Source organism: Paenibacillus sp. IHB B 3415, assembly GCF_000802655.2.
Lineage (GTDB): Bacteria > Bacillota > Bacilli > Paenibacillales > Paenibacillaceae > Paenibacillus_AQ > Paenibacillus_AQ phytohabitans.
Window position 1 is genome coordinate 14,373 of the sequence record NZ_JUEI01000101.1, and the last position, 14,056, is coordinate 28,428.

The window sequence follows — 14,056 nt, forward strand, 5'->3', positions numbered from 1 at the left end:
TGACTTCAATAGATTAGCGTTAGCTCTGCTTGACATTGGCAGCGACAACGATAACCTCCGTATCCGGCTCAAACGTGGAAATTTCGATATCCATAAGCAGCTCCAGCTGTTCGAAATCGGAAGCGGTAAAGTCCATCACCCGGGCACCGATACACAGATAGAAGTCCGGCCGGGCAATCAGTTCGGTCTGGTAGACGGCCATAGCCTCCCAGAGCTTTTTGACGGCATTCAGGTAATCTCCGGCAGTTGTCTTGAGGGCCATCGCCCGGCCTCGTTGCACCTTAATGAACCCTTTGGTGTCCAGGATGCGGACTGCACCCGCTTCACCGGCCTTGTCAACCTTTTCGCCGAAAATGCTGACATACCTCGTTTTCTCAAGCAGCTGTGTCCGGTCGATGGAAATACGCATATCCTTCGCGGCCAGCTCGCGGAGCTCCGCTTCATCACATTCCTTCAGCAGCTCGGTCGTCTTCACTTCCGTGGAACCCGTAGCAATCGCGGTAACCTTGGACGTCTGCGGATCGATATCGATATGGATCTCGATGCTTTCCGGAGTGGCTCCACTCTGAATCGCCTTGTTCATCGCTTCCATTTTGAGTGCGGCAATCACTTCTTTGGAAGGTGACGGAATGATCCGCTCTACCACGTCCCGCACCATGGACAGGGCAACACCAATGGACGAGATCACCTCTGCATTCTCGGGAATGCTGTATTTGAGGCCCATTTTCTCTGAGAAATAGACGATCAGCGAAGCGGCTCCCCCGCCAACTCCCACCAGGGAGATCTGGTCTTTCTCCAGTTTGTATTTCTCGGCCAGCGACAGAATGATCGGTTCGATCTTCGCATACGCTTTTTCCATAATCTGCTTCGCGATATCTTCAACCGTGGTTCCACAATAATCGGCTAATGCCTGCATCGCCCGTCTGGCGGCTTCCACATTCCCATAGGAGAAATGCTCCGGCTTCACAAGGCCCAGCACGTTCGCAGCACAGGAATTCGTGATCGTCACGCGTTCCCCGTTCTCCAGACGGATGGCGACATAATCTGCCGGATCACCCGGTTTGGGCGAGAAAAATTCCACCTTGGCGCCCTTAATCTTGTCCGGATCGGTAAAGACCGAATAATCCAGGCCGCCGATATGTGCCGATCTCGGTCCGACATCCACTACTCCGCTTTTGTTCGCCCGGATCATTGAACCACCAGCGACACCGAGTACGCGCACATCCAGTGAATTAACATAGGTCGGATGACCGCCGACGATTGAATAGTCAATGGCCGGACGGCCGTTTTTGATAACCCCGATATTGGTTGTGGTTCCACCCACCTCGAAATACACACCGTTAGAGGCTCTCAGATACATCAAAGACCCCATAACTGAGGCTGCCGGACCCGATAGCATCGTAAGCACAGGACGTTTCTTCATTTCGCTGATTTCCATAACCCCGCCGTCGCCTCTCATGATCATCAGAGGTACATGGACGCCGGCTTCCCTTACGGACTGTTCCGTTGAATTGGCGGTGTCCAGCATCTTGGGCAGAATGCTTGCATTGATTGCTGCCGTTCTCGTTCTGCGGGTGAGCCCGTACAATTTGGTGATATCGGATGCCATGGTGGTCGGAATGCCTTTTTTCTCAGCTTCTTTATAGACGAGCTCTTCAGGTCTGCCATTATCTACGCCAAAAGCCATGGAAGGCACAATCACCTGTGCTCCCTGACGCTTAAGATCATCGATGACCTGCAGCACGGAGGCTTCGGACATTTTCTTAATATTAATGAAGCTATTGTAAATTTTGATCTCTTTGCTGTTGCCCAGATCGATGTTCTGCAGTTTGGTCTGACGTTTGGCCAGCCAGCCTTCAAGGCCGCCCTTAGCCATGCCAATGATGCCAACCTGTGCGATATCGCCTTCAATCAGCGCATTGGTTGCCTGCGTCGTGCTGTGTGCGACGAAGACTACATCTTCCGGCTTGATGTTATTTTCTTTCAGACAATTCTGAAAACATTTCACAACACCGGCGGCTACACCTCTCGCATGATCATGCGTAGTCTTGACGGACGATTTCCCGATAATTTCATGTGTTTCGTTGTCGATGGCAACTGCTTTTGTATGTGTTCCACCGACGTCGATCCCCATTCTAACCATTTTACCCATATGATTTCTCCGTTTCTCTTCATTAAATTGTACTGAAGTTTGAATACCCGGCTCCTGACGGACATAGGCGCAGCAGCCGGTTCTGATTGGACATAAGCGATGCTACACCAAATTGCCGTACATGAAGAATACAATCGCGCAGAGAATAATCCCGATAATCCAGCCTGTAGGAATGGACATCTTCATATATTCCTTGGCCGGAACCTTCGTATATCCGAAGCCCCAGGCTACCCAGGATTGGGTAACGTCCAAATGCTGCGGCGCTACTGTAGTGATGGCGAACAAAGGATACAGGAACTGTACAGGCCAGGCTGCGGTAGCCACAACTACTGCCAGAATGGCCGAGCCGGAACCGACCAGGTTCATTGGGCCGCGGAAGAAGCCGAGCGGTGTCAGGATAGCGAATACGATACAGAGCAATAACGCCGTCTGAGGCATTGCACCGTCAAGCAAGGTTTTGAAATAAGGCGAAGCATAGGTTGCCGCATTATTGAACATGGACAATGTGAGCAAGAATCCGATCATAGGCGCCACATCGATAGCCCCGTCTGCGAATTGCTTCGACAGCATTCTGCAAACGCTTGCAAAACCACCCTTTAACTTGCCGCAGGTCAGTAAGGCGAACAGACCGGCAACGATAAATCCGAAGATAATCGGAAGTTTGAACACCACCACACCGATTACAGGCAGGATGATGGAAATCCAGGAGATTGCAGGGGCATCAACCGTAGCTCCGGCATCCGGAGTGGCTGCCCAGGCACGGGAGACCTTCTTGTTCATGGACAGGTTAGATACCACCAGAACAACGATCAGAGAGACAGCCATCGCAATCATGCCGAATTTGAAGTATGTATTGTAGTCGTAGCTGGCATAACTTTCATTGGCTGTGGCAAAAATAGCCTGATACTGCTTGAAGTTAACAATGTTCCCGAAGATACCCGCCATGATGGAGCCCATGAAGGAGAACAAGGCAATCGGTGAAGGAATACCCAGTGACAACATGATCGGCAATACGATTACGGCAATGGAGATTACCGGACCGATACCGGTCATAGAGGTGAAGATTACCGCAGTAACAATACATAAGAGCGACATCGTAATTCTTGGTTTGTCTCCGCCGAGCTCTACCACCTTACGGATCAGCGTTGCAGCAATCCCTGTGTCGATCAAGACTCTGCCGAAGAAGGCGCCGAAGAAGATATTAACCAGAATCGCTTTACCGTAGTTCTCCGGACCCGTCTGGAAGACGTTCGTCAGGACGTCAATAAAGGTCTTGCCCTCCATAACGGAGGTTGGATGAATAGAATTGCCGATCAGGGCAATCGAGGTCCACAGGACCGACATGACGAAGAAGCCCACCATGAGGTTATACCCCTTGACGCAATACCACACCAATCCAAAAAATGATAAAACCATAATGAAACCGATTACAACATTAGCCACAAAATAACCTCCTGAAATAGGAATATATGAATAACATGCTAACATGCTATATAGCCTCACTGACATGTTAGTTTGTCTCGGGAAAATATTAACATGCTAGTTGCTCGGGCGTCAATACAATTCTGCGCTGTGAATTTCACTGCCTTGTCAGCCTCAAAAACACTGATAAACGTTGATTCCGCCGGGTGAACCGGTAACTTATCCGCAAGGAAGAAGTGCGATATTAACATGATACCTCCTTATCAGGAGGAGTTACTGTCAGGAAGGACACACCGGGGGATAATTAGTGCTGGGTATGTTGACGCTAGACCGGGTGGATGATTCGAGGCGGATCGGTGATGTATGGCTAATCAATGACGTAAGGCAGATCGGTGACGTGTGGAGGGAATAGATGGATTGATACCAGTTGGGTTGGAGCGATATTGATACGGGATGGTTAGCTTGGGTTGGGATGAAGAAAGTTGTTGGCGCTTCTGCGGCTGACGGCTGAGGTGAAGCTGAGAGCGCGGTTAAGGCTGGGGCTTGGTTGGAGTTGGGGTTGGGGTTGGGGTTGGGGTTGGGTTGGGGTTGGGGTTGGGGTTGGGGTTGGGGTTGGAAGTTTGAGTTATCGGACTATACGTCTATGCGGTTCTAAATCTGGTTGGGATTGGAAGAAATACACCTGCCGCTTCTCCTTACGGACACCAGAGACGTTATATCTGGAAAATCAGATGTTTTATAAGTCTTGCGGACACTGATGCACTTATTCCCTCAATTTATTGCCTTTTATTTGCCATTTATCCTAAATAACGCCTCTCCTGTCCGCATGGGAGATAAATGTTCCCATTCCGGCAAAATAACGTCTCTCATGTCCGCAAGTCCACACATAATCGCGTAACGATCAAGCATGTCACATTGATTAAGCTCATCCTCTGAATAAGATAATTCTGGTCGCAGACCGTACCGAAAAACGCTTTAGAATACACTTATATCCACGTTTGAAATGATTTATTGACCATCTTTACATTGTTCATTTTTGCCCAACTTTTTAAATCCGAGATACCTTTATCTTCATCCTTTGAATACCTGAATGCCATATCCAATGGGACGATCTTCCTCCTATAAGGTAATATCCCAATAACAGGTTTAAAGTAACCCCTGATCATTATCACTTTAATATCCTTTGAATCAACAATATTCCCATTTAATATAATTTGCTCATTAGATAAGCATAACTCGGTTAGTTTCTTAAAAAAGGTTCTGTATAATGCAAGTAATATTAGAACTAAACCCAAAAGAACCACCGTTAACGAAGCGTAGAATACCCCACTCTGATCCCATAATCTCAATACAAGAACAGATTGACTCGATATAATAGCAATCATGCCTATAATGGTTCCAATCCTTGATGGATTTTTAACTGGATACTTTATTTCCGTCAACGTTGTCCCTCCTGGTCAAATCCCTTTTCTTAGAATACCACGCGAAACTCCCGGTGCTAAGCTTCTTTGATTTTCCTTTCAATTACGTAGAATAATAAAAAACCGAACATCAGACCGCTAATTGTATGAGCTGTTGTTCCCGGAGTGATCAAAAGGTAGCCCAAAGGTAAATCATAATAAGAAATAGATAGACCCGACCAAAATAATAATGGAAGTAAAGAGACATAGAGTGAAGGAATGCCGAATATACAGAGCTTAAGCCAATTTATTGTCCATTCTCCAGTCTTCCGCAGTAATTCAAAGAATCTTAGCAAACCGAGTAATAATCCAAAGAAAATCGGAAAGAGAACAGAAAAGACAACACTGGTTTTAAGTTGATAGGTCTTAATTGCTTCTTCCTTTAAAAAATGTTGGTATTGTAATCCTAAAACAAAAACTAAGCTCACTACTACTAAGAATCCCAAATAAATAAACAAGTTATTTACCCATACCTTCTTCATTAGTTCACCTCATATTGTTTAGGATCATGACACCTTCACTCCTCTAAAATTTGCACATTCTTATCATCCATTCATTTCAATCTAGTAGACTTGCTACTGAATCTGTATAGCTCTCTACCCAATGCGAAAATGGCAACTCATTATCCCAAGTAACCATGTTCATTGCTTTTGCACAGCCCCAATCCAAGACTCGTTGATGAAGCATATGTACTTTGATACGTTTCTTCTGGGCTTCCTTTTCTTCTGAACTATTAAAATAAACTGTTAAAAGATGACTAGCGAGTTCAGGTTCACCGTTATCTAAATAGATTGTAATCATCTTTATCAAATCAGAAATAGGGTCTCCAAAATATGAATTAGTGAAATCAAATAAACCGCTTATTTCCCAGCCGTTCATTCCAGGGTGTATTAGGAAGTTTCCAGGCTTGAAATCACCCACCACAAAGCTTGGAGAGGTAAAATCATCAAAAGCCTCTTTGGAGCCATCCAGTAATAAATCGACCCACATTAAATCTTTATCCGTTATTACCGAATACTTTTTTGCATCTTCTAACCAAAACTTAATTCGATTGTACAGCCATATCCTATAACTTCCCTCAAAGGCAGCAATATTGAGATTATTGGTATCCAGTTCGCCGAAGCGGGTAACTTTCCAGCTATGCAGATCAGCTAAAGTCTTCGCAATTGATTCTGCTATTTGCAATTTGTCTGCTGTATTTAGTGTGACCTTTAGGTGTTCTGAATTCATATGTCCCCCTTGAAGGCAAGGCATTAAAGAGTAGCTCCATCCAAATATCTCTTCTGAATCATCGATTATATAGGGAGTAGGAACAGTTACATTCGTTCTTTTATGTATGTTTTCTATAAAGAATTTTTCCTCAATGAATTGTCCGGGATACAATGGATTTCCTTTTAGAATAAAATCTCCTTCGTTTGAGGAAACATGCATCGTTTGTCCCATAGCACCATTCACAGTTTTTTGGAAAGAAATAAGTTTACCTAAATTAAATTTATCAAGCATCAACTGCATTTGATCGTCATCTACTACACCTAATTTATTTGATGCAAAAATTATTGCAGCAGTCACATAATGACCTCCTTTTATTTACCCTGTCTGTTGAGGCTTACATTTATTCTCTTACTTGAACCAATCGGATTCCCAGTAAAATTTTCCATGTGTATAATATTACCAAACAAATGTTGCCTAACACAATGGTCATTCTGATCCATCTGGACTGATGCCTCCTGTATTGATTTCCAAATCCCCGCAACAAAAAACCCGCACATTACCGATAAGGTAAATGTACGGGTCTTATGTTGAAATCAGTGATGCGGTCAAGAGGACTCGAACCTCCACGATATTGCTATCACTGGCACCTGAAGCCAGCGCGTCTGCCAATTCCGCCATGACCGCATATTAGGTTGACTTGCTTACGCAGTTGTTGAAATCAGTGATGCGGTCAAGAGGACTCGAACCTCCACGATATTGCTATCACTGGCACCTGAAGCCAGCGCGTCTGCCAATTCCGCCATGACCGCATATTAGGTTGACTTGCTTACGCAGTCACAAGATAGATCTTATCATGCTGGAAGTTCAGAGTCAACCTTTTTATATTTTTTTTAATTTTGTTTATTTCCAATAATTTTCAAGATGAATATTGCATTTACTTACCCAAAAGATGTATAGTGAGAACAAAGGTTCGCATACTATAAATGAGGTGATTTATATGGCGACTACCAAGAGAACCACCCTAATCACACCAACACTTCCTGAAGATATAACCAAAGACGAATTGTCCCTTGTCAGAAGCTATCTGCTGCTAACGTTTATCCATAAAGTGTTTGAGCGCGATTGCCGAGTCATTGGTAAGAGCGGTCTCTTCAAGACTCCCCAGCTCTACATGGAGCTGGTCTCCAGCGCCACGAAGAAGACTTCGCTGATGCTGCAGGAGGTTACCCGTGAGCTTACGTCGCATCAGCTGAAGATCAATACCATCCGCCAGGATCAGCGCGGAGTTACGGCCGAGTATACCTGCCGGGGATACTCCGGGGATATCCATATCCTATGGCCCGGCTTCCGCAACGAAATGATGCTGCGCATGCGCGCTTATCTCGGGCTGGGTGCCGAGCTTGCCTCCGTTCTTCCCAGAGAAGAACGGGTGGAACAGATGGCCTTGTCCTTCTAGGCCGTTACTGGTTAATCCACAAAGAGCCTCGTCCTATTTACTGGACGAGAAGAGCCTCGTCCTATTTACTGGACGAGGCTCTTTGTGTACCTACACATCCCTACAGGTTCCATATAGTTTGAATTTGAACAAAAGCGGAACCCTTCCATTTCCTCATACCTGTCCCGTTGTCCGCAGAGCGAGCCTGAGATTTTAATTAACACTATATAGGCATAATTGTTGTACGTATTGCAACTTGGATACCTTGATACCTGGGCATTCGGACAGATTGTTGTATGAAATACAATAATTCCTCCACCAAACCGCTAGAATAAAGAGAAATGTTGCTTTTTATACAACAATTTTGGATTAGGGCCGAATTCCGGAGGAAAATGTTGTATTCTGTGCAGGATTTTAATAAGCAATGTGATCTCTGATACAAATATCGGGATAAGAAATACTTGCGGCAATAGCAGCCTGAAGTTCACCTATTCTCTGTAGTCACGGCAACCCCAAAATCGAAAATCAAAAGTTCAATCTGTATCGGGCGCGGCGCTCCTCTACTTAATGACCTTTTCAATCTCCTTCATCCCCGCATCCGGGAACAGCTTCGCCACATGCTCAGCAATCCGTGACTTCGATTCCGCAGGCTTATCAGCGTAACGCGAGGTAACCCATTCTTCCCCGTATACATGCTCACTCATCGCATACCGCCCGACTCCCCAGCCGTACGGACGCCCCTCTTTATCCTGCTTGTATTCGAATCTGCTGGCAGTAATATAGGTCTGCATCTGCAGATGCGTCATTGCGGTATCGAAGCCCTTGGCCCCGTTTTTCCCGAAGCCGGCCAGCTGCTTAAGCTCATTGGAGAGCAGTCCCTCACTGTGTTCCATTAACACATCCATAATTTGTTTGCTGGGCATGGAGGCTAGTCCATCATCATATCTGGCGTCAAAGTCGTATCCGTCCCGCCGGTAATTGGCGAAGTCAGGGTACCATGCTTTGCTGATAAACCCGGCTTTTTTGTTAAAAAGCTTCGCATAAGCGATCTCTCCCCCTGCGGCAACTTCCTCACGCCACTCCCACGGCCCTTCCACATCCTTCACGAACCAGTAGCCCGCAGGAGTACACTCCTGCAGGGAGAAACCATCAATCTCACAGCGGAATAAAGGAAGGAAACCGATCTCACGCACCAGATCAGCTAACTCCTGAGCATTCTTAATTACAGGCAGCTTCATAACGGACCTCCCGGTTCAAACGTCCAGCCTTCGTCCCCGTGATAGATCATCAGCTTGGACATACCGCCATCGATATTTATATTCTCCCCGGTGATGAATCCTGCAGCATCACTGCACAGGAAAAGCACCATAGCCGCGATATCCAGCGGTGTTCCTACCCGTCCGGCCGGATGCTGCAGCCGGTCCGGCTCCGAATGAATAGGGTCCGCTACTTCTCCTGTACCATGATAGGCAGTGGTATCAATCCAACCGGGGCTGATCGCATTCACCCGCGCTTTACCGGCCAGACTTACACTAAGGCCGTGGGTCAATGCACCAATGCCGCCTTTGGCAGCAGTATAGCTCTCCGTGTCCGGCTGGGACATGCGCTCCCGGCTTGAAGAGATATTCACGATGGACGCTCCCGGAGCGAAATATTCCTTAAGCCGCAGTGTCAAATAATATGGCGCAGTTACCCCGATCCGCTGCACATATTCGAAATCCTCGTAGCTGCACTCCGACAGCAGGCCTTTTTTGCTGATACAAGCATTGTTAATCAGGTAATCGACATGTCCGAATCTGCTGATAACCTGTGCGGTGAAATCCTCAATAACCGAACGCTCAGCAATATCTCCCGGATAGAAAAACAGCCGCTCCGCTCCATACTGCTCCTCCAGCCAGCGTCCGGCCGCAAGATCGGTATCTATGTAGGCAACCACCGCTCCCGCCTTCAGCAGCTCCTCCGTAATACAGCGTCCAATTCCGTTAGCACCGCCGGTGACGACAGAGATTTTATTCTGATGATTCATATGCTCCTCCTTAGGCAGGTCAATGTAAGGGTCCTGCAAAATCAGCAAAAGTACGCTCTGGAGCGTACTCAGCTGAGTGTAAAGCTGTATTTAAAAACAGCATATATCGTATTCCGTTTGCTTTTTACAAAGTATCTGCTTCCGGTCTCGGCTCGCTGAACGGCTGATACAGGTAGTTCCGGTCCAGCTTCACAACACGCTTATTCGGACGCCGGATCATTACCTGGGACTCATCCCAGGCCAGCACAATCCCCTTGATATCATTGCTCTCCAGTCCATCCCGCACAACACGTATCCTTTCACCGGAAATCCGGTAGGCATCCAGCTGTTCATCACTGATCATAATTGTTCTATTCCCCTCTCTGTCCTTAGCTTGTCCAATATTTGCCTAAATCGAATCATGAAAAAGACCCAAATGATAAATCATCCGGGTCTAGTTACGAACTGGGTAAGTCTGTATGTCTTATGAAGTTCTTATATCAGCGCTTCATTCTTCTCAAACCAGAAGTCAAGAACTTTAGCGGACATCACCCGTTGTTCCAGATATTCTACCTGATGATCCGTGAATTTCTGTCTCCAGTTGAAGGACAGCTCTTCACACAAACTTGTGATTGTCAGAAGCTCCGACCAAGCTACGTAGCGTTTGTACCAGAAAAACTGAGGATGTTCGATCATATAGGGATACAAATCGTCGAACTCCGTGTGTTTGCAATCCAGCGCACGTTCGAAGTGATCCTTAGCCTCGGTTAGTTTATCAATAAAAAATTGCTCTGTCACCGGTTCTTTCCCCATTGTGACGCCTCCTCTCTCATGTCTATTTTTATTATAAAGGAAAACTTATAGGGTGAAAAGCAGATGTTTCAAAAATAGGCTATGTTCCTGTATTTGTCACTTAAATCTTACCCGAAAGTAATCGTTCCCTCACTAAGTGAGGTAATATCGACAAGCGACTCCAGACGGATACCCTGTTCCCGGATTGTACGGGCGCCGGCCTGGAAGCTTTTCTCGACCACTACGCCCAGACCCACAAGTTCGGCGCCGGAACGCTGGATAATCTTGATCAGGCCGCGCGCGGCATCGCCGTTAGCGATAATATCGTCGATGAAGAGGACTCTGTCATTCTCCGAGATGTATTGGCGGGACAGCATAATGTCCGTGACGATCCCTTTGGTAAAAGACGGCACCCGTTCGCATAAGGCATCGGGATCAGCGAGCAGCGTTTTTTTGCGCCGGGCAAAGACCAGCGGCACCTTCATCTCATAAGCGGTGGCAAATGCCACGGCAATACCCGAAGACTCCACGGTAACTACGCGTGTCACTCCAGCCTCAGCAAATCTGCGGGCAAACTCCCGTCCCATTTCCATCGTCAGCATCGGATCAACCTGGTGGTTGAGCAGACCGTCCAGCTTCAGCACCTGATCCGAAATGACGACCCCTTCCTCCAAAATCCGCTGTTTCAATAATTCCATGACCTTGAACCTCCATTACCTTTATAATTCCAGACGTTCCACTGTAATAGCAGCTTATTCACAAGGCGGAAGTCATGTCCTTCTGTTCCTCATCATAACCTGTACTATGCGGACTGCACAAGGCAATCCTGCCCGCACCGCTATTTAAATCTTCGCAGCATTCAGAGGAGGAGAACCATGAAGTCCCGAGTCCGCACATTGCAGATCGCTTTTACCTATATTGGCACCATTGTGGGTGCCGGCTTCGCCACCGGCCAGGAAATTCTCCGTTTCTTCACAAGATACGGCCACTGGGCCCTGCTGACCATCCTGTTCTCCACCGCGATATTTATTTGGCTCGGCACCAAAATGATGATTATCGCCCGGCGGATTGAGGCAGACTCCTATGAAGATTTCAACCGCCATCTGTTTGGAGAAAAGGCCGGGGCCAGTATCAGCCTGTTCACCATGATTATTCTGATTGGCGTGAACAGCATCATGCTGGCGGGTGCCGGGGCTATTTTTAAGGAGCATCTCGGAATGCCCTATCAGGCGGGGCTGCTGCTCACGATCCTCGGGTCCTATCTGCTCCTGAAGCGCGGTATTTCCGGAATCCTGCAAATCAATAGCCTTGTGGTCCCTTTGATGCTTACTCTGTCGCTGATTATTGTATTTAATACGCTGGGTGTTCCCGGTGCAGACCGTTTCCTGTTCCTGCCGACAGACCACAGCTTCTTCAGTGCCTGGATGTCTCCGCTCCTGTATACCGCCTTTAACCTCGGCATGGCCCAGGCTGTGCTTGTTCCGCTGGCCCGCCATACCGAAGACGAGCAGGCGCTTGTACGCGGAGGGATTCTGGGCGGAGCCGGAATCGGGTTCATGCTGCTGGCAGCCCACTTTGCCATGAGTTCACAGATGCCGGGAATTCTGCAGTTCGAGATTCCGATGGGCAGCATCGCCTTCCGGCTGGGTCCCATCGTGCAGACGATTTTTCTGCTGCTGATCTTCATGGAAATCTTCAGTACCTTCGTTGCAGACATCTATGGAGTTAGCGTTCAACTGCAGCAGCGCCTGCCGGTCGCCCCAGCCCTGGTAACCCCGCTGTTAATGCTGGTCTGTTATGTGTTCAGCCAATTCGGCTTCAGTTCCCTCCTCGGGGTGTTCTACCCGATCTTCGGCGCCCTGTGCCTGGTGTGGGCGGTCATGCTGATACGCGCCCCCATGTCGCAGCCGCCGCGGCCAAGCGGTCCGCCTGCCTCTGGAAACGGAGGTAAGGGCATCACCATTGTGGCGGTTAAGCCGGTGATCCGGACTACACGGAAATAACCGCAGCAGCAGGTATGATCGTCGCCACCGCTTCGGCCACATGCCGGTGGCAGGTCATCATCACAACCTGCCGGGATACCGACAATTCACCAAGTAGTCCTAGAGCCGCATGCAAGCGGTGTTCATCGAAATTGACAAACAAATCGTCGAAGAACAGCGGCAGGTTCACCTGACTGCTCATGGTCTCCGAAAGAGCCAGCCGGATCGCCAGATACAGCTGTTCCGCCGTCCCCCGGCTGAGCAGTCCGCTGTCCAGCAGTCCAGCGTCCTTATGCTCCGCCTTCAGCTCCTTGTGCCCGAGAGTCATTACGATCCGGCGGTACTCCCCATGCGTCAGCTTGGAGAAATATACAGAGGCAAGCTGCAGCACCTGCGGCTGCTTCTCCTGTTCATAGATCCGCCTCGTCCGTCCCATAAGCTCTGCCGCCAGCGCCGTTACCGCATATTGCCCGGCCAGATTACGCAGCGCCGCCCGCTGTTCTTCCAGCTGCTGAAGCGCCGAGTCCTCCATGCACCGTCCCCTCAGTTCCTCCCGTTCCTGCAGCAGCTTGCCGCGCTGCTGGAGCAGGGAACTGCGTTCTTCCTCCAGGTTCAATACCGCCTCTTCCGCCGCCATGCGTTCCTGTTCAAGCACCCGGGCATCCTGATGCTCCAGCAGCCGGAGCAGCTCTGCCTTGCCTTCCTGCTCCCATCCGCCAAACATCGCCAGCTCCCACTGCCGTACCGACCTCGTCAGCTCACTATGCCTCAGCCATGCCGATGAACGACGCAGGAATTGTTCACCGTTCTCAGCGCCGCCTTCCTGAAGGAGCCTGCTGCTCCGCCCGTTCAGCTCCTCCTGCTCTCTCCGGTTCGCAGCCAGCTCCTCATGGACTTCTATCAGCCTTGCTTCTATACTCTCCCTGCGTAGCAGCTCTGTCTTCAGCGCCTCCCATTCCCGCTTCCGCAGCTCCAGCCAGGTTAGCAGTGAAAGAGAGTCCAGTGAAGCTTTAGTTGAAGCTTGGGCTCCGGCAGGAGGTTCAGCTTGGGGCTCCGGCTGCGGGCCCGATTGTGAGTCGGGATGTGCGGGAGAGATCAAAGTAACAGTGGAGTGATCCCTACGGGCATCGGCAGCAGCCTCAGTATCCCTAAGCAGCTTCATCCCTTCCTGCTCGTAGGCAGCACACTCTGACTCCAGTCCGCTGAGCCGGAGGGATAATTTGCCCTGCTGGCGCAGCAGTTCATTGCCCTGCTCCGCCAGGGCGAAGATATCCGGCAGGCTGTCCGGTGACAGCCCTTCCGGCAGCCCCCGCTGGCGCAGCCACTCTTCGTAGCGAGCGGCCAGCTCTGTGAAGCTGGCTTCGGCATTGTCCAGCTCCTCTGCCAGCACCCGCTCCTGTCCGGTCAGCACCGCGAGCTCCGTGCGGCAGGCCTCCACCTCAGCCGTCTGCCTTTCGACGCGCTGGCGCCACGCATTCCACGCCTCCATCAGGCGGCGCAGCTCCTTCATCCCGGCCTCCAGCCCGCCGGCGTCTTGTATGCCGCTCTCCGGCTTCGCCCCGGAGAGCAAAAGCCCGCGCAGCCGCAGCATCTCCG

Annotated in this window: 13 protein-coding genes and 2 tRNA genes; 2 read left to right on the forward strand and 13 right to left on the reverse strand. The window is 49.2% G+C overall.

The annotated features are described in order from the left end of the window. Positions 1-19: 19 nt before the first annotated feature. The 7 genes from QW71_RS31730 to QW71_RS31760 all read right to left on the reverse strand — a co-directional run bounded on the left by QW71_RS31730 (position 20) and on the right by QW71_RS31760 (position 7,055). Positions 20-2,152: a hydantoinase/oxoprolinase family protein gene (locus QW71_RS31730; RefSeq protein ID WP_039309058.1), complete on the reverse strand. Its 2,133-nt coding sequence runs from the start codon at positions 2,150-2,152 to the stop codon at positions 20-22. A gap of 102 nt (positions 2,153-2,254) precedes the next feature. Continuing rightward, positions 2,255-3,595 carry a hypothetical protein gene (locus tag QW71_RS31735; protein ID WP_039309061.1) on the reverse strand — a complete coding sequence of 447 codons (1,341 nt, stop codon included), beginning with the start codon at positions 3,593-3,595 and terminating at the stop codon, positions 2,255-2,257. Positions 3,596-4,560: 965 nt separating this feature from the next. After that, the gene (locus QW71_RS31740; protein WP_039309064.1) at positions 4,561-5,016 is read right to left on the reverse strand and encodes a hypothetical protein; all 456 of its coding nucleotides are present in this window, start codon (positions 5,014-5,016) and stop codon (positions 4,561-4,563) included. Between the two features lie 56 nt (positions 5,017-5,072). Then, the gene (locus tag QW71_RS31745; protein WP_039309067.1) at positions 5,073-5,516 is read right to left on the reverse strand and encodes a hypothetical protein; all 444 of its coding nucleotides are present in this window, start codon (positions 5,514-5,516) and stop codon (positions 5,073-5,075) included. 76 nt (positions 5,517-5,592) lie between these two features. Then, the gene (locus QW71_RS31750) at positions 5,593-6,603 is read right to left on the reverse strand and encodes a phosphotransferase family protein (protein WP_039309068.1); all 1,011 of its coding nucleotides are present in this window, start codon (positions 6,601-6,603) and stop codon (positions 5,593-5,595) included. Between the two features lie 243 nt (positions 6,604-6,846). Next, a tRNA-Leu gene (locus QW71_RS31755) sits at positions 6,847-6,930 on the reverse strand. Between the two features lie 41 nt (positions 6,931-6,971). Continuing rightward, a tRNA-Leu gene (locus QW71_RS31760) sits at positions 6,972-7,055 on the reverse strand. A 188-nt stretch (positions 7,056-7,243) separates the two neighbouring features. Between QW71_RS31760 and QW71_RS31765 the strand changes: the two genes are divergently transcribed. Beyond that, entirely contained in the window at positions 7,244-7,702 is a 459-nt protein-coding gene (locus QW71_RS31765; RefSeq protein WP_047014088.1) for a hypothetical protein, read from the forward strand. Positions 7,703-8,241: 539 nt separating this feature from the next. Here QW71_RS31765 and QW71_RS31770 read toward each other — a convergent pair. The 5 genes from QW71_RS31770 to QW71_RS31790 form a co-directional block, all read right to left on the reverse strand. Beyond that, a complete protein-coding gene (locus QW71_RS31770) occupies positions 8,242-8,919 on the reverse strand; it encodes a hypothetical protein (protein WP_039309071.1) in 678 nt (225 codons plus the stop codon). Continuing rightward, positions 8,916-9,707, reverse strand: coding sequence for an SDR family oxidoreductase (locus QW71_RS31775; protein WP_039309072.1), 792 nt, complete (start codon positions 9,705-9,707; stop codon positions 8,916-8,918). Before QW71_RS31775 ends, QW71_RS31770 begins: the two co-directional genes overlap by 4 nt. A gap of 124 nt (positions 9,708-9,831) precedes the next feature. Continuing rightward, positions 9,832-10,050: a hypothetical protein gene (locus tag QW71_RS31780; protein ID WP_039309074.1), complete on the reverse strand. Its 219-nt coding sequence runs from the start codon at positions 10,048-10,050 to the stop codon at positions 9,832-9,834. 131 nt (positions 10,051-10,181) lie between these two features. Beyond that, positions 10,182-10,499 (reverse strand): hypothetical protein, encoded by a 318-nt coding sequence (locus QW71_RS31785; protein ID WP_039309077.1) that lies wholly within the window; start codon positions 10,497-10,499, stop codon positions 10,182-10,184. A gap of 107 nt (positions 10,500-10,606) precedes the next feature. After that, on the reverse strand, positions 10,607-11,176 hold the full coding sequence (locus QW71_RS31790; RefSeq protein WP_039309080.1) for a xanthine phosphoribosyltransferase: 570 nt from the start codon (positions 11,174-11,176) through the stop codon (positions 10,607-10,609). A gap of 177 nt (positions 11,177-11,353) precedes the next feature. Between QW71_RS31790 and QW71_RS31795 the strand changes: the two genes are divergently transcribed. Continuing rightward, complete coding sequence (locus QW71_RS31795; RefSeq protein WP_039309082.1) at positions 11,354-12,481, forward strand: membrane protein; 1,128 nt, start codon at positions 11,354-11,356, stop codon at positions 12,479-12,481. Here the strand turns inward: QW71_RS31795 and QW71_RS40700 are convergent. Then, positions 12,468-14,056 (reverse strand): hypothetical protein (locus QW71_RS40700; protein ID WP_047014089.1); only part of this gene is annotated, 1,589 nt, incomplete at its 5' end. The two genes, QW71_RS31795 and QW71_RS40700, sit on opposite strands and share 14 nt — an antisense overlap.